The organism is Pseudomonas gregormendelii (assembly GCF_017114825.1).
GTDB classification, from domain to species: Bacteria; Pseudomonadota; Gammaproteobacteria; order Pseudomonadales; family Pseudomonadaceae; genus Aquipseudomonas; species Aquipseudomonas gregormendelii.
Map to the genome: position 1 here is coordinate 88,825 of NZ_JADEVO010000007.1, position 16,726 is coordinate 105,550.

Below are 16,726 nucleotides of genomic sequence, written 5' to 3' on the forward strand. Positions count from 1 at the left end.
TTTTTCAACCGATTTATTCGCTTTGCGCTCAAGTTCGCCCTTTCCCGCTCCTGGAAGTACACCAGCGCTTCAACCCAGCGACGAATCTTTCGCCACTATCGCGGTGCGAATGCGACTCCCACGCGCTCGGCATACTGCAACCAGGCCGCCTTCAGACGCTGCACCGTCTCGGGTTGGCTGGCCGCCAGGTCCGTGGTTTCGCCGCGGTCCTTAGCCACATCGAACAGTTGCCATTGCGGTGGTAGCCGGTTGTCGCCGAAACCTGCCTGGGGCCGCATACCCAATAACTTCAAGTTGCCTTCGCGGTAGTAAGCATTGCCGAACAGTTCGCCTGCCAGGTTATCGTTGAGGTGAGGGCTGCCCTTGCCCGCGAGCATGGGCACCAGTGACTTGCCAGTGATCGGATGCCTGCTCGCCTCTGCCTGCTCCGGCAGCGCGATGCCCGCCAGCGCCAGGAAGGTCGGCGCCAGGTCGTCCACCCGCGCCACACCGCGCTCGATTCCCTGGCGGGCCAGGCCCTTGGGCAACTGGACAATTGCCGGAACACTGATGCCTCCTTCGGCGGTGGTGCCTTTGAACAGGTGAAACGGAGCGGCACTGACTTCAGCCCAACGCAGGCCGTAGTCAATCTGCGAGCCCGGCTGCCCCAGGTTGGCGAAGCTGTTATCGGTGTGCGCTCCAGGCGGATAAAACTGCGCGTGATTCTCCGCTGCCGCGCCGTTGTCGGACATGAACACGATCAGGGTGTTGTCGTACTGGCCGCTTTGACCTCATTGCTCTACGCCGGCAAGCGACTGTTGCGCCATGCCCGCGACCTGCTGTTTCATGGCCGGGGCCTGCACCTGGTGAACGGCAACGCACTGGTTGCCCGCCTGCTGAAAAGCGCGCTGGATCGTAAAGTTCGCCTGCTGACCGACACGCCCGTACGCGAACTGCTGCGTGACGGTGAGCGCGTGTTCGGAGCTCGTGTCGAATCTGCCGGGCGCCTGATCGAGATCCGCACTCGACGAGGCGTGGTGCTCGCTTGCGGTGGTTTTCCCCACGACCAGCAGCGCATCGCCCGCCTGTTCGGGCATGCCCCCAATGGCACCGAACATTTGAGCGCAGCGCCCAAAGGCAATACCGGCGATGGCTTGCGCCTTGGCGAAAGCGTCGGAGCGTGCGTGGAATCCGACTTGACCCATGCTGCAGCGTGGGCACCGGTGTCCCGAGTGCCGCGTGAAGATGGCGGTTTCAGCGGTTTTGCGCACCTGATGGAACGAGCCAAACCCGGATTCATCGCCGTGCGCCAAAATGGCCAACGCTTTGTCAACGAGGCCGACTCCTACCACGATTTCATGTGCGCGCTGTTTGAGGCCACGGAACCTGGAGAATGCCCTGTGTCCTGGCTGATCTGCGATCACCGCACACAACGTCGCTATGGACTGGGCTGGTCCAAACCCTTTCCGTTTCCGACCGCCAGGTATGTGCGCGAGGGCTATCTGTTCAAAGCCCCGACGTTGGTCGAACTGGCACTCCAATGTGGCATCGATGCGCAGCAGCTCGAAGAGACCGTTAGCGCTTTCAACCTAGGCGCGGAACTCGGTCACGACCCACTATTTCACCGTGGTGAGTCGTTGTACAACAGAGCACAGGGGGAAGTTTTACATGGGCCAAACCCGTCCCTCGGCAGTCTACGCAGAGGGCCGTTCTATGCGGTGAAGCTGGTGCCCGGCAGCCTCGGCACCTTCGCCGGCCTGAACACCGATGCCTGTGCCCGCGCATTAGATGAACACGGCGCGCCGATCCCGGGGCTATTTGCCGTAGGCAATGACATGAACAGCATCATGAACGGCCATTACCCAAGCGGCGGCATCACGCTCGGTCCTGGAATGACCTTCGGTTACATCGCCGCAAGAGTTCTTGCCGGTCAGGCAGACGAAGGAAATCAGCCGGTCGACATGAGCTTTTCCAAGGCAGAAGAAATCGCCGGGGCAGATGAGCGTATGCGAAGTGATCAAGAAAAATTATCGGGAGTCTGCAATGAAAAATACACCTAGCAAGGCAATGCCTTCACGCTTGGCGTCCAGCTACCCAGATGTCCAACATGCATTGGACACGAGCATCCCAAGCAAAAAAATGGATGTGGCAACTCGTATCGTCTTGTGGGCAGCAAATGAAGCTGGCCTGAACAGGGCCGATATAGTTGTCGCACTCTCAAAAAGAGACCCAGAGCTATTCGACGACCTTTTCGCCGAAATGGAGGAGCAGCAATTCAAACTGTTTGAGCGCGGAGACGAGTTGCACCTATCGTTTTTCAGCAAGGCACGTGTCTATAACGCTAGCGCTTGGTTGGCTCGTGGAGCCCCTCATGAAGCAATATACGAGTCAACTTTTGCGACTGAAAAAACGCTCGTGGTTGCTGATTTTTTCTAGCAAATAAACGGCCATGCAATGATCTTGAGAGCCACCGTTGGTGGGTGAGCTTCCAGTCAGCTTGTTACGCCGTCGATGACGTTTACTATTCCAGGGCTGATTGGCCATTGGTTGGCGTCGCTGTTGGCTTTCAAACCCTGGGCAATAACGATGTGCGTCACGGTCGATCTCTTATTCATAAGTAGTGATGCCGGCGATATGGCGCGCGGCGATGTAGCCGAAAGTCAGCGCCGGCCCCAGGTTGATACCGCCAGCGGGGTAGTGGCCGCCCATGATGCTGGCCATGTCACCTCCCGCCGCATACAGGCCGGTGATGGCCCGGCCCGAGTCGTCGAGGACCTGGGCGTGTTGATTGACCTTGAGCCCGGCGAAAGTGCCGAAACAACCCGGTTCGACTTTCACGGCATAGAACGGCCCTTGTTCAATAGGCGCGACGCAGGGGTTGGGCTGCTGCAGCGCATCACCCTGTTTGCGGTTGTAGGGCGTCGAGCCTCGGCCGAATTGCGGGTCCTGGCCATTGCGCGCGTGGCGGTTGTAGTCCGACATGGTGGTGCGCAAGCCAACTGGGTCGATGCCGCAGGCCAGTGCCAATTCCTCCAGGGTCTTGCCGCTTTTCAGATAACCGCTGCGGATGAAGGATGACAGCGGTACCGGAAACGGCCGAGAAATACCCAAGCCATAACGTCGCTGAAAGCCATGACTGCAGATTAACCAAGAGGCCACTGCTTCGCCGGGCGGGGAGCAGGCGACCATGGCCGTCACATAGTCGTAGTAGCCATTGGCTTCGTTGACGAAGCGCTGACCGTTGCTAAGCACACCGATGATCCCCGGCTTGCCGCGCTCGATGATGTGCGGAAAATGGCCGCTGCTGCCATCGCGGTGTGGCACTCGTGAAACCGGTGCCCAGGCCACAGGCGACACCTGCTGGGTGTCGACTCGGGCGCCGGCGCTCTCGCCCAGCCGCAGGCCATCGCCAGACACGCCGAGGGGCGGCAGTGCCAAGTGTTCGTGTCCGGTCGGTGTGCGGGGGAACAGGGCCTTGCGCCGTTCGATATCATTGGCGAAACCGCCGGCCGCGAGCACCACCGCCCTGCGAGCCTTGATGCGAATCGAACCTTTGGCGGTGCGAACCACGGCGCCCTGAACCTGATTGTTCTCGCGCAACAACTCGGTAACCGGTGCCGATTCCCACAGCAGCACGCCAAGATCGTCGGCGGATTTCGCCAGGCGCGCTACCAGCGCCACGCCGTTGACCAGTTGCATCGCCCGACCATGCACGGCGAGGTCTAGCAAATGGCGAGTGAAACGCCGTGTAACGTGCCAGGCCGCCGACCAAGAGCGGGTCAGGTTGAGAAACGCGGTAAGGTCTGCGCCCGCCATGATCGGCATGCCCATGAAGGCTGTTTCGCGCATGGTTTTGCGCAGGCGCTTGAGCAGCTTGCCGACGTTGCGCGCGTCATAGGGCGCGGCGATCACCGAACGCCCGCCGGTACCGGCCCCCGGCGTGTCCCCATGAATGTCGGCAATCGCGTTGCCGTCGGCGAATTGCAGCGAGGTGTGTTGTTCGAAGAACGCCACCATGCGCGGTGCGGCCTCAAGGAAGGCATCGATCATCGCCGGGTCATACCGATCGCCCAGTTCATGTTCTAAGTAGGTGCGCGGTTGTTCAACGTCTTCAACGATGCCGGCCCGTCGGGCCAAGGGATTGCACGGTACCCACGCCCAGCCACCGGACCAAGCTGTGGCGCCGCCGAAAACCGGGTCTTTTTCCACCACTATCACTTTCAGGCCATGCCATGCCGCCGTCACGGCCGTTGCCAGGCCGGCTGCACCGGAACCGACGATTAGTACATCGCAGTCGATGTCGGGGAGGCAGTACGGTTGGACACGCATGGTTTGAGCTCCGATGCTTATTTATTGGAATTTGATTCCGGAAAATATAGTAAGGCGGAACTGGGCGGCAAGTTGCTGACCCGCAAAATGGGCGGTTATCGGACAGCTAGTTCAGATTTCGCTCGCCTGCGAAAATCCTTCGCGAGACCGTGCTTGCTCACGAAGAGGGCGTGTCAGTCGACATTTAAGTTGAATGACCCACCGCACTCGCGAGCAAGTCCCACACGCATTTGGCCTTATCAAAGGTGTGCGCTGTTCGAACACTTTCAAAGTACGCTTGTGTAAGAAAATGGAATCAGGTTCTAAATTGTTGAAATCCAACTTCCAACAATAACCACAAGAGGACCGCTGCATGAGTTTGCCCCTTCGAATAGCCCTTATCGGTGCTGGCACCATGGGCCAGCAGCATTACCAGCATCTAAAAAATCTGACTGAAGCGACGTTGTGTGCAGTGGCCGACCCCGGGCCCCAAGCACCGGGTCTCGCGAAGGAGTGGGGTGTGGAATATTTCGCCGATCATCGTCAGATGCTGGAGCAGGTAAAGCCTGCTGCCGTCATTGTCGCCAACCCGAATGCGCTGCACGTCAGCACCGCGCTCGATTGCCTGGCTGCCGGCGTCCCGGTGTTGCTGGAAAAGCCGGTGAGCGTGCACCTGGATGAGGCCCGTGAGCTGGTGACTGCCTCGAAGTCGAGCGGCGTTGCGGTGTTGGTCGGCCATCATCGACGCCACAATCCCTTGATCGTGCGCGCTCATGAACTTGTCCACAGCGGCGCGTTAGGGCGGTTGAGCACCGTGACCGCGCTCTGGCAATTGCGCAAACCCGATAGTTATTTCGAGACAGCCTGGCGCCGCGAGCCCGGTGCGGGCATGTTGTTGACTAACCTGATCCATGATCTCGATCTGCTCAGGCATCTGTGCGGCGAAGTTCGCCAGGTGCAGGCCATCACCAGTAACGCCGTGCGTGGGTTTGCCAACGAGGATTGCGCGGCCGTGCTTCTGCAATTCGAAAACGGTGCGCTGGGCAGTCTGACCGGGTCCGATGCGGTGGCGGCACCCTGGAGCTGGGAGCTGGGTTCCGGAGAGAACCCGGTATATCCACGCCAAGCCGACCAACCGTGCTACTTGCTTGCGGGCACTGCGGGAGCGCTGAGTATCCCGCAGCTCAAACGCTGGCACTACACGCAAGCGGACGGTGGATGGCATCAACCCTTGGTGCCGACTAACGAGCCCTGCAGTGTCGATCAAGCGCTGCGCTTGCAGCTGCAGCACTTCGTGCGCGTTGCGCGTGGAGAGGCCGAACCGCTGGTCAGCGCCGCCGATGCAGCCCGCACCCTGGCGCTGGTCGAAGCGATTCGCCAAGCCGCTGAAACCGGGCGCGCCTGCGCACCCGCCTTGATCGAGGGTTGACCATGAGTGAACGAATTTTTTCCCTGGCCAGTCTGACTGTGCTGGAGTTGTCACCGCCGGACATGGTCGAAGTTGCGGCGCGGGCCGGTTACAGTCATGTCGGCTTGCGCCTGTTGCCGGCGACCCCAGAGGAACACCATTTTGCGTTGGTCGCCGATGCCGATCTGCGGCGCCAAACCTTGGCACGTCTGCGCAATACCGGCATTCGTGTCCTGGATATTGAAATCCTGCGGCTTAAACCGGACACCGTTGTTGATGATTTCGAGCGGGTGCTGGCAGTGGGAGCCGAATTCGGTGCCAGTGAGTTGCTGGTGGCTGGTAACGATCCTGACGAGGAGCGGCTGACAGAAAACTTTGCCCGGCTATGCGATCTGTCAGCGCCCTACGGACTGCATCCGCACTTGGAGTTCATGCCCTGGACCGACGCGCGTGATCTGCAGCAAGCCGTGCGCATCGTTGAAAAGGCCGAACGTGAAAACGCAGCAGTGCTGGTCGACGCGTTTCACTTCGATCGCTCTGGGTCACGGCTGGAAGATCTGGCCAGGGTTGCCCCCTCGCGCTTGCGGTACGCGCAGTTGTGTGACGTAGCGGGTCCCCGGCCTGCAGACATGGCCGAGGTCTTACGGCAGGCGCGTAATGAACGGCGTTTTCCAGGCGATGGCGATTGTGATCTGCCAGGGCTGTTGCGGTGTCTGCCGGCTGACATACCTTTGAGTCTGGAGATTCCCACCGCGAAACTGCTGGAGCAGGGCGTGAGTGGGCTGGAACGGGCGGAGATGGCATTGAGTAAAACCCTTCAATTGCTAGCGCGACTGACTTAGCTCCCGTGAAGTTTTTCACTATGAACATGGGCCCCCAATTACCATTAGCGCCCCGCTTCCGGTGTCGATCAGCTATTGCCAAAAGGTGTACGCCAGCCTGCTTGGCTGGCTATTGCTCCCCACCACCCGACCCTGACCAAACAGGCAACATCAGCCCAATTGAGCCTGGATCTGTTTCACTACGCCCTGCATCGCCGGCAAGTAGCGACGAGCGGCTTGCTCAATGGGCATCGCTTTAGCGATGTACACCAGATTCAGGCAGCCCATCACCTGCTCCTCGTGCATGACCGGGATAGCAATGGCGGCGATCTTGCGTTCCAGGCCCCAGTGCGAGTTGTTTTCGCCATACCCCTTGGCCAGCGTGTGCTCCACCAGCCGATCGACAAAACGACGATCCGCGGCCAGCACCGATTGTTCATCTTCGCGGCTGATCATCAATTCGATCAACTCTTCCCGCTCGGCGGGTGGGCAGAACGCAAAGTACGCACGCCCGGTCGCGGTCATTAGCAAGGGCAGGCGCCGACCCACCATGGAGCGGTGAAACGACAGGCGGCTGAAGCGATGAGTGGTCTCGCGAATGACCATGGCATCGCCGTCCAGCGTGCACAGGTCGGTGGGCCAGATGACTTCCTGCAACAACTCTCCGAGCAAGGGCGCGGCGATGGAGGAAATCCATTGCTCATCGCGAAAACCTTCACTGAGTTCGCGCACTTTCAACGTCAGACGATAACTGTCATCCGACTCGCTACGCCGCACATAACCCTCAGCCTGCAGGGTCTCCAACAGCCTGCGCACGGTGGTGCGATGCAGCCCGCTCTGCTCAGCCAGTTGCGCGGTGCTGGCGCCGCCGTCGAAGCGGTTCAAGTCATTAATCAGTGCCAAACCTCGCATCAGGCCACGTACGGCTTTGTATTCGGTCTCGCTCATGGCTGGATCCTTTATCTTTGCAAATCAATCATGTGCACCCAGTGCACACTAACAAGGGTTGTCGTTGTCGACCAGCCCCGTGATTTCCATACTGGGCCCAATAAGAAATCCAAAAGCGCTGTACGGAGATGACCATGAGTTCTGCACCCACTCCTTCCTCATTGGACCTGACCACCGATGTCGCGATTATCGGCGCCGGCCCGGTTGGCCTGATGATCGCCAACTATCTGGGTCAATGTGGCGTGAACGTCACCGTGGTGGAAAAGCTCGAGAGACTGATCGACTATCCCCGCGCCATCGGTCTGGACGACGAAAGCCTGCGTACTTTTCAAGCAGTCGGATTGGCCGACAACGTGCTGCCGCACACCACGCCGTGGCACGCCATGCGGTTCCTGACGCCCAAGGGTCGCTGCTTTGCCGATATTCAGCCGAAAACCGACGAGTTCGGCTGGTCACGCCGCAACGCGTTCATTCAACCCTTGGCCGACCGTGTGTTGTTCGAAGGTCTGGCGCGCTTTGCCAACGTCAAGGTGTTATTCAGTCGCGAACTCGAAGGCTTCGAGCAAAGCGACAGTGGAGTGGCGCTCACCCTCAAAAATTCAGAGGGTCGTGGCGAACGCTTGCAGGCCAAGTACCTGATTGGCTGCGACGGCGGCAACAGCCTGGTGCGGCGCAGCCTGGACATCAGTTTCGAAGGCAAGACCGCACCCAATCAGTGGATCGTGGTCGACATTGCCAACGACCCGCTGGCCACGCCCCATGTTTATCTATGCTGTGACCCCGTGCGTCCTTACGTGTCCGCCGCCCTGCCCCATGGCGTGCGTCGATTCGAGTTCATGGTGATGCCCGGCGAAACAGAGGCAGAGCTGAGCAAACCCGAGAACATGCGCAAGCTACTGGCCAAGGTGTTGCCGAACCCGGACCACATCGAGTTGATCCGCAGCCGCGTCTATACCCATAACGCTCGTCTGGCCGGTCGGTTCCGTCAGGGCCGGGTGCTGCTGGCAGGCGATGCCGCGCATATCATGCCGGTGTGGCAAGGCCAGGGGTACAACAGCGGCATGCGCGATGCCTCGAACCTGGCGTGGAAGCTGTCGCTGGTGATCAAGGGGCTGGCGGCCGACAGCCTGCTCGACAGCTACGAACAGGAGCGCCGCGACCACGCCAAGGCAATGATCAATCTTTCCGTGCTCGCCGGCCACGTGTTGGCCCCCCCGAAACGCTGGCAAGGCACCCTGCGCGATGGCGTGTCGTGGCTGCTCAACTACCTGCCGCCAGTCAAACGCTACTTCGTGGAAATGCGCTTCAAACCCATGCCGCAATACACCCGGGGCGCCTTGATCGTGCCGAGTGAAAGGGGCTCGCCGGTAGGCAAGATGTTCATTCAGCCGAAGGTGTTGACTGACGCCGGCACCACTGTGTTGCTGGATGAAGTGATCGGCGAAAACTTTGCAATTATCGCCTGGGGCTGCGATCCGACCTGGGGCCTGACGCCGGCGCAAATTAAGCAATGGAAAGCCCTGGGCACCCGCTTTATTCAAGTGTTGCCGGATGTGCAGCTCAGAGCACCGAGTGATGCCGGCCCCGACGTGATCCGCGTCGGAGACAGCACCGGTCGTCTCAAGGAATGGTTCGCTCGCGGCACTTCGTCCATCGCCCTGGTGCGTCCAGACCGCTTCCTCGCCGGCCTGGCCATCCCCCAAACCGTTGACCAAGCCTGCGATGAATTGGCCCGGGCGCTCAAAGTCCTGCCGCAACCGGTTGCGAAAGCTGTTGTCAGCAAGGTGGCTTGAGATGAATGCCTATCTGCATTGCTTGTCTCACACACCACTGGTGGGCTACGTAGACCCAGAGCCACACGTGCTGGCGGAGGTCGATGGCATGATCAGCGATGCCCGTGAACGCATCGCCCGCTTCGACCCGGAGTTGGTCGTGTTGTTTGGCCCCGACCACTACAACGGCTTTTTCTACGACATGATGCCGGCCTTCTGCATCGGCATGGCGGCCGACGCCATCGGCGACTTCGACACCGCCGCCGGTCCCCTGGACGTGCCCAAAGCGCTGGCTGAATCCTGCGCCCAGGCGGTGTTGGATGCCGGTATCGACGCCGCTGTGTCTTATCGCATGCAGGTCGACCATGCGTTCGCCCAACCGCTGGAACTATTGCTGGGTGGCTTACAAGGTTGCCCGGTGATCCCGGTGTTCATCAATTCGGTCGCCGTGCCCCTGCCCGGCTTCAAGCGTGCCCGTCTGCTTGGTGAATCGATTGGCCAGTGGGCGCAGTCGCTGAACAAACGCGTGCTGTTTCTGGCGTCCGGAGGGTTGTCCCATCAACCTCCGGTGCCGGAACTGGCCAAAGTCGATGCGCGCATGGCCGATCGGTTGATGGGCAGCGGTCGCCAATTGCCAGCTGATGAGCGACAGGCGCGCCAGGAACGAGTCATCCAGGCTGCCCGGGACTTCGTTGAAGACCAACGCAGTCTGCACCCGCTAAATCCGGTTTGGGACCAGCAGTTCCTCGACACCCTTGAACAGGGCCGCCTGAGCGACCTCGATGCGCTGGGCAATGACGAGCTGTCGGTATTGGCCGGCAAGTCCACACATGAAGTGAAAACCTGGGTCGCCGCCTTCGCCGCCCTTAATGCCTTCGGCCCGTATCAAACCGAAGGTCGCTATTACCGTCCTATTCCCGAGTGGATTGCAGGCTTCGCCGCCCTCGGCGCACAGCCGCTGAACAACCACCATTGAATTCAAGGAACACTGCCATGACAGCCACTGCATTTACCGAAGCTTCCACCAGCCGCTTTGCCCGTATCAAGGAAGGCGATCTGGACCTGCAACTGCACTACAACGACGTTGGCGAAGGTGCCGAAACCGTGGTCATGCTGCACGGCTCCGGCCCGGGCGCCAGCGGCTGGGCCAACTTCCATCGCAATATCGAGCCGCTGCTGAATGCCGGTTACCGCGTGATCCTGATGGATTGCCCAGGCTGGAGCAAAAGCGACACGATCGTCAGCGAAGGCTCGCGCTCGAACCTCAATGCGCAAGCGCTCAAGGGCCTGCTCGATGTGCTGGAACTGGACCGCGTACACCTCATCGGCAACTCGATGGGTGCCCACAGCACAGTCGCCTTCGCCCTGGAATATCCTGAGCGGATCGGCAAACTGATCCTGATGGGTGGCGGTACCGGCGGCCCAAGCGCGTTTGTTCCCCAGCCCACTGAAGGCATCAAGCTGATCGGCGCGCTGTACCGCGAGCCGACCATCGAGAACCTGAAGAAGATGATGAACGTCTTCGTTTTCGATGCCAGTGGCCTGACCGACGAAATGTTCCAGACCCGCCTGGACAATATTCTGGCGCGCCGCGATCACCTGGAAAACTTCGTCAAGAGCAGCACTCTCAACCCCAAGCAATTTCCGGATTTCAGCCACCGCCTGCACGAAATCACCGCCGACACCCTGATCGTCTGGGGCCGTGAGGACCGCTTCGTGCCGATGGACACCGGCTTGCGCTTGCTGGCCGGCTTGCCCAAAGCGCAACTGCACGTGTTCAACCGTTGCGGCCACTGGGCGCAGTGGGAACACGCCGAGAAGTTCAACCGCATGGTCCTGGACTTCCTGACCCATTGAACACCGAGGCCGACATGAACCTGACTCAAGACACACTGCGACAGCTCGCCGCTGACCTGCGCCAGGCCGAAGCCCACGGCGAAGCCATCGGGCCACTGCGCGAGCAGATCGGCGAAAACAACGCCGAAGCCGCTTACAGCATTCAGCGCCTCAACGTCGACCACGGCGTGGCCAACGGCCGTCGCGTGGTCGGCCGCAAGATCGGCCTGACCAATCCAAAGGTGCAGGCGCAGTTGGGCGTCGACCAGCCAGACTTCGGCACCCTGTTCGCCGACATGTGTTACGGCGATAACGAAAGCGTGCCGGTGAGCCGCGTACTGCAACCGAAGATCGAGGCCGAAATCGCCTTGGTCCTCGAACGCGATCTACCCCGCGCGGACACTACATTTGCCGACGTAGTGGCGGCCACTGGCTGGGTGGTCCCGGCACTGGAAATCGTAGGCAGCCGCGTGCAGAACTGGAACATCCGCTTCGTCGATACCGTGGCGGACAACGCCTCCAGCGGCTGCTTCGTATTGGGGGGGCCGGCTCGACGCATCGACGGACTTGACCTGCGCCAAGCCAGCATGCGCATGACCCGCAATGGTGAAGAAGTCTCCAGCGGCAGCGGCGCCGAGTGCCTCGGGCATCCGCTCAACGCGGCCGTCTGGCTGGCCCGGACCATGGCTCGCCTCGGCGATCCGCTGCGGGCGGGCGACATCATTCTGACCGGCGCACTCGGGCCAATGGTGGCGGTGGCCGGTGGTGATCGTTTCGAAGCTGAAATTGAAGGCATCGGCAGAGTCGGTGTGGACTTCACGGTAGACAGTAGCGCCGAGTGATCGGCGACTTGCGTGCACATGAGGCAATAACAATGAATAAACTCAAAGTCGCCATCATCGGTTCCGGCAACATCGGCACCGACTTGATGATCAAGATCCTGCGTAACGCCAAGCATCTGGAAATGGCGGTGATGGTAGGCATCGACCCGGCCTCGGACGGCTTGGCCCGCGCCTCGCGCCTGGGCGTGGCGGTGACCCATGAAGGCGTTGAAGGCCTGACCCGTATGGACACCTTCAAGGACATCGACTTCGTGTTCGATGCCACCTCGGCCGGTGCCCACGTCAAGAATGACGCCTTCCTGCGCTCGATCAAACCTGGTATCCGCCTGATCGACCTGACCCCGGCAGCCATCGGCCCGTACTGCGTGCCTGTAGTGAATCTGGAGCAGAATCTGGATCAGCTCAACGTCAACATGGTCACCTGCGGTGGCCAGGCGACGATCCCGATGGTCGCGGCCGTATCGCGCGTGACCAAGGTGCATTACGCCGAAATCGTCGCCTCGATCGCCAGCAAGTCCGCCGGCCCCGGCACCCGCGCCAACATCGACGAGTTCACCGAGACCACGTCTAAAGCCATCGAAGTGATCGGCGGCGCCGCCAAGGGCAAGGCGATCATCGTGATGAACCCAGCCGAGCCGCCGCTGATGATGCGCGACACGGTGTTTGTGCTGTCTGAAGCGGCCGACCAGGCGCTGGTCGAGGCGTCCATAGTGGAAATGGCTGCGGCGGTGCAAGCCTATGTGCCGGGCTATCGCCTCAAGCAGAAAGTGCAGTTCGACATCATCCCCGAAGACGCGCCGCTGCACATACCGGGCCTCGGCACCTTCTCCGGACTCAAGACCTCGGTGTTCCTCGAAGTCGAAGGCGCAGCCCATTACCTGCCGGCTTACGCCGGTAATCTCGACATCATGACCTCCGCTGCCTTGGCTACTGCCGAGCGCATGGCGCAGTCGATGCTCAACGCCTGAGGAGACCGACATGACCTTTAATCCCGACAAAAAAATCTACATCTCCGACGTGACCCTGCGCGATGGCAGCCACGCGGTTCGCCATCAGTACTCGCTGCAGAACGTGCAGGACATCGCCCGCGCTCTGGACAAGGCCAAGGTCGATTCGATCGAAGTTGCCCACGGTGATGGCCTGCAAGGTTCCAGCTTCAACTACGGCTTTGCCGCGCACACTGATCTGGAATGGATCGAAGCCGCCGCCGACGTGATCAGCCACGCCAAAATCACCACCTTGCTGCTGCCCGGCATCGGTACGGTTCATGACCTGAAAGCCGCGTACAACGCCGGTGCCCGGGTGGTACGCATCGCCACCCATTGCACCGAAGCGGATGTCTCGAAACAACACATCGAGTACGCCCGCGAGCTGGGCATGGACACCGTCGGCTTCCTGATGATGAGCCACATGATCCCGGCCGAACAGCTGGCGGACCAGGCCAAGTTGATGGAAAGCTACGGCGCGACCTGCGTGTACATGGCCGACTCCGGTGGTGCGATGAACATGCAGGACATTCGTGACCGTTTCCGCGCGTTCAAAGCCGTACTCAAGCCGGAAACCGAAACCGGCATGCACGCGCACCACAACCTGAGCCTGGGCGTGGCCAACTCGATCACCGCGGTCGAGGAAGGCTGCGACCGCATCGACGCCAGCCTTGCCGGCATGGGCGCCGGCGCCGGTAACGCACCGCTGGAAGTGTTCATCGCCGCCGCCGAACGCCTGGGCTGGAATCACGGCACCGACCTGTACACGCTGATGGATGCGGCGGACGACATCGTGCGCCCGCTACAGGATCGGCCAGTGCGGGTCGATCGCGAGACCCTGGCCCTCGGTTACGCCGGTGTCTATTCGAGCTTCCTGCGCCACGCCGAAATCGCTGCCGCGAAGTACGGCCTCAAGACCCTCGACATCCTCGTCGAATTGGGCAAGCGGCGGATGGTCGGTGGTCAGGAAGACATGATCGTCGACGTGGCGCTGGATCTGCTCAAACGCTGAACCGCGCATCACCCCCGGCTGGTCGCCCACGCAGCGGCCGGACGGGTTTGCTTTGCCCACTACAAAAATAAAACGGGTATTCCACATGACATCGCTAAACGTGATAACACCGTTACACATGGCGCGGACCATCGGTCTGTGTTTCCTCGTCGCCCTGATGGAAGGCCTGGACCTGCAAGCCTCGGGGATCGCTGCCCAAGGCATGGCGGCGGCTTTCCAACTGGATAAACTACACATGGGCTGGGTCTTCAGCGCCGGCATTTTCGGCTTGCTGCCCGGTGCCTTCCTGGGCGGCTTGCTGGCTGATCGTATCGGCCGTAAACGTGTATTGATGGCGTCGGTAGCCCTGTTCGGATTGTTCTCGCTGGTCACGGCCATGGCCTGGGACTTCAACAGCCTGCTGGTTGCCCGCTGCCTCACGGGCGTGGGCCTGGGCGCCGCGTTGCCCAACCTGATCGCCCTGAGCAGTGAAGTGGCAAGCCCGCGCCTGCGTGGCACCGCCGTGAGCCTGATGTATTGCGGCGTGCCGTTGGGTGCTGCACTCGCAGCTACCATTGGCATCGCCGATCTGGCCGGTGGCTGGCAAGTGGTGTTCTATGTCGGCGGAGTGGTGCCGCTGTTGATTGTGCCGCTGTTGGCACTTTATCTGCCCGAGTCGCCACAGTTTCTCCAGCGCGGCCAGAACGTCGCTCCAGCCGGCGTGGTCCGGGGCCTGTTTCGCGAGGGTGCGGCCCTGCCGACCGCGATGATCTGGGTCAGCTACTTCTTCACGCTAATGGTGGTCTACATCCTGATTAATTGGCTGCCCAGCCTGTTGATCGGCCAAGGCTTCAGCGGTACCCAGGCCAGCTGGGTGATGTTGGCGCTGCAATTTGGCGCAGCGACCGGCACCTTGCTGCTGGGCTGGGTCATGGACCGCTTGCCGGCCTGGGCGCTGTCGGCGCTGATCTATCTCGGCATTCTCGCTTCGCTGACCGCCCTGGGTCTGGCCAGTCAGCTGCAGAGCATGCTGGTGGCCGGGTTCGTTGCCGGCTTTTTCGCGACGGGCGGGCAATGCGTGCTGTATGCCCTGGCACCGCACTTCTATCGTCCGTCCGTGCGTGCGACAGGCGTCGGCTGCGCGGTCGCCATCGGCCGATTGGGCGCCATGAGCGGCCCGTTGGTGGCCGGCAAGATGCTCGCCTTGGGCACCGGCACCGCCGGGGTGATGCTGGCCTCGGCACCGGGGATTGTCATAGCGGCGCTGGCAATGTTTTACCTGTCAGTGCAGCGCAACGGCTCGCAAGCCGACTGACTTTCTACCCGTTACACCCCGCGTCGCGATGGGCGCGGGCTTACTCCAACAACAATAAAAGTGAACACTGCCATGCTCAGGAATTCTCTTGGGGCGCTCAGCGCCTGCGCCTGCGTTTTATCCCTTGGTCAGGCTTGCGCCAGCGGTTTTGTCGACGACAGCCACGCCGATCTGGTGATGCGCAACTATTACTTTGACCGCAACTACGTGAATGCCACGCCTCAGGCCGCCGCCCGCGAATGGGCGCAGGGCTTCATTCTCAATGTGCGTTCCGGTTTTACCGAAGGGCCGGTGGGGTTCGGCCTTGATGCTCAAGGTTTGCTGGGTGTGCGCCTGGATTCCTCACGCGCTCGCGCCGGTACCGGCCTGCTACCGTATAGCGCCACCACCCGTGAGCCGGCCGATGAATATTCGGAGCTGGGCCTGACGGCCAAAGTCAGGGCGTCGAAAAGCGAGCTGCAATTGGGCACCATCAGCACGTTCCTGCCGATCGCTTTCGCCAGCCCTACTCGCCTGCTGCCACAGACGTTTCGCGGCGCGTACCTCAAGTCCCAGGAAATCGACAAGCTGACCCTGCACGGCGGCTGGCTCGACCGCATCAACCTACGCGACTCCACCGACTACCAGAAAATGTCGGTGGCCTCGCCCAACGGGCGCTTCAACGGTGCGGCTGAGTCCGACCGCTTTTCCTTCCTCGGAGGCGACTACGCCTGGTCACCGCAACTGACGCTGAAGTACTACCACGCAGAACTCGCGGACCTGTACCGCAAGGACTTCTATGGCGTTGTCGACAATCGGCCGATGGGCCCCGGCAGCCTGAAAAGCGACTTGCGCCTGTTTATCACGGGTGAAGACGGCGCGGCCAAAGCAGGCACAGTGGACAACCGCAACGCCGCCCTGATGCTGACGTACAGCCTGGGAGCCCACAAATTCGGCGCCGGCTACATGCAACTGAGCGGCAAGACAGGCATGCCGTACCTGTTCGGCACCGAGCCGTTGGTGATCACCGAGGGTTCCCTGAGCTCCGACTTTCTGAATCCCAAGGAGCGCAGCTGGCAGCTGCGCTATGACTACAACTTTGTCGCCCTGGGTCTGCCCGGACTCAATGGCGTGCTGCGCTACGTCAGCGGCGATAATATCGAGTTGCCCAAGTTGGGCGGCAGCAACCTGAAAGAAAGCGAAAAGGACATCGAACTGAACTATGTGCTTCAGGGCACGCCTCTCAAAGGCCTGGCCCTGCGGGTGCGCAACGCCTGGTACCGCAACGACTTCAGCCCCCAGGCCAGCCATCGGGATGACAATGAGCTGCGGGTGAATGTCGATTACACATGGAAATTATGGTGAGTTCCGGCCGGTTCCCCGGTGAGGCGCCAATACTTGCATCACGAAGATGTGCGTACCCCGTCATTGGATCAAGCCGGCTCCATAGGCCAGATTCCTGGTTTGCAGGTAGCGCCCAGCGCTTGCTACGGGCCGATTTCGGCCCGTTGTGACCGATTTTCATGTTCCTAGAGCCCTGC

General features: G+C 60.9%; 14 protein-coding genes and 1 pseudogene. 12 read left to right on the forward strand and 3 right to left on the reverse strand.

Annotation, left to right across the window (positions count from 1 at the left end):
* Positions 1-95 precede the first annotated feature (95 nt).
* Positions 96-731, reverse strand: a complete 636-nt coding sequence (locus IMW75_RS07430; protein ID WP_237142240.1) for an alkaline phosphatase family protein — start codon at positions 729-731, stop codon at positions 96-98.
* Between the two features lie 36 nt (positions 732-767).
* On the opposite strand from IMW75_RS07430, the pseudogene IMW75_RS07435 reads away from it, so the two are divergent.
* Positions 768-2,039, forward strand: a pseudogene (locus tag IMW75_RS07435) (FAD-binding protein); the annotation flags it as partial.
* Entirely contained in the window at positions 2,023-2,415 is a 393-nt protein-coding gene (locus IMW75_RS07440; protein WP_045057868.1) for a hypothetical protein, read from the forward strand. The pseudogene IMW75_RS07435 and the gene IMW75_RS07440, both read left to right, overlap by 17 nt.
* A gap of 171 nt (positions 2,416-2,586) precedes the next feature.
* On the opposite strand, the gene IMW75_RS07445 is transcribed toward IMW75_RS07440, so the two are convergent.
* A complete protein-coding gene (locus tag IMW75_RS07445; RefSeq protein ID WP_205892224.1) occupies positions 2,587-4,308 on the reverse strand; it encodes an FAD-dependent oxidoreductase in 1,722 nt (573 codons plus the stop codon).
* A gap of 352 nt (positions 4,309-4,660) precedes the next feature.
* On the opposite strand from IMW75_RS07445, the gene IMW75_RS07450 reads away from it, so the two are divergent.
* On the forward strand, positions 4,661-5,716 hold the full coding sequence (locus tag IMW75_RS07450; protein ID WP_045057870.1) for a Gfo/Idh/MocA family protein: 1,056 nt from the start codon (positions 4,661-4,663) through the stop codon (positions 5,714-5,716).
* 2 nt (positions 5,717-5,718) lie between these two features.
* Positions 5,719-6,537, forward strand: coding sequence for a sugar phosphate isomerase/epimerase family protein (locus IMW75_RS07455; RefSeq protein ID WP_205892225.1), 819 nt, complete (start codon positions 5,719-5,721; stop codon positions 6,535-6,537).
* Positions 6,538-6,687: 150 nt separating this feature from the next.
* Here IMW75_RS07455 and IMW75_RS07460 read toward each other — a convergent pair whose 3' ends face one another.
* Positions 6,688-7,464 carry a DNA-binding transcriptional regulator gene (locus tag IMW75_RS07460; protein ID WP_205892226.1) on the reverse strand — a complete coding sequence of 259 codons (777 nt, stop codon included), beginning with the start codon at positions 7,462-7,464 and terminating at the stop codon, positions 6,688-6,690.
* A 134-nt stretch (positions 7,465-7,598) separates the two neighbouring features.
* On the opposite strand from IMW75_RS07460, the gene IMW75_RS07465 reads away from it, so the two are divergent.
* The 8 genes from IMW75_RS07465 (at position 7,599) to IMW75_RS07500 (ending at position 16,550) form a co-directional block, all read left to right on the forward strand.
* Positions 7,599-9,257: a bifunctional 3-(3-hydroxy-phenyl)propionate/3-hydroxycinnamic acid hydroxylase gene (locus IMW75_RS07465; protein WP_152644231.1), complete on the forward strand. Its 1,659-nt coding sequence runs from the start codon at positions 7,599-7,601 to the stop codon at positions 9,255-9,257.
* Between the two features lies 1 nt (position 9,258).
* Positions 9,259-10,212: a 3-carboxyethylcatechol 2,3-dioxygenase gene (gene mhpB / locus IMW75_RS07470; RefSeq protein ID WP_205892227.1), complete on the forward strand. Its 954-nt coding sequence runs from the start codon at positions 9,259-9,261 to the stop codon at positions 10,210-10,212.
* Between the two features lie 17 nt (positions 10,213-10,229).
* A complete protein-coding gene (locus IMW75_RS07475; protein ID WP_045057875.1) occupies positions 10,230-11,093 on the forward strand; it encodes an alpha/beta fold hydrolase in 864 nt (287 codons plus the stop codon).
* Positions 11,094-11,107: 14 nt separating this feature from the next.
* Positions 11,108-11,914, forward strand: a complete 807-nt coding sequence (mhpD, locus tag IMW75_RS07480; protein WP_205892228.1) for a 2-keto-4-pentenoate hydratase — start codon at positions 11,108-11,110, stop codon at positions 11,912-11,914.
* Positions 11,915-11,946: 32 nt separating this feature from the next.
* Positions 11,947-12,882: an acetaldehyde dehydrogenase (acetylating) gene (locus IMW75_RS07485; protein ID WP_205892229.1), complete on the forward strand. Its 936-nt coding sequence runs from the start codon at positions 11,947-11,949 to the stop codon at positions 12,880-12,882.
* A gap of 10 nt (positions 12,883-12,892) precedes the next feature.
* Entirely contained in the window at positions 12,893-13,912 is a 1,020-nt protein-coding gene (gene dmpG / locus IMW75_RS07490) for a 4-hydroxy-2-oxovalerate aldolase (protein WP_045057877.1), read from the forward strand.
* Between the two features lie 85 nt (positions 13,913-13,997).
* Positions 13,998-15,206 carry a 3-(3-hydroxy-phenyl)propionate transporter MhpT gene (gene mhpT, locus IMW75_RS07495; protein WP_045057878.1) on the forward strand — a complete coding sequence of 403 codons (1,209 nt, stop codon included), beginning with the start codon at positions 13,998-14,000 and terminating at the stop codon, positions 15,204-15,206.
* A gap of 72 nt (positions 15,207-15,278) precedes the next feature.
* Entirely contained in the window at positions 15,279-16,550 is a 1,272-nt protein-coding gene (locus tag IMW75_RS07500) for an OprD family porin (protein ID WP_045057879.1), read from the forward strand.
* Positions 16,551-16,726 lie beyond the last annotated feature (176 nt).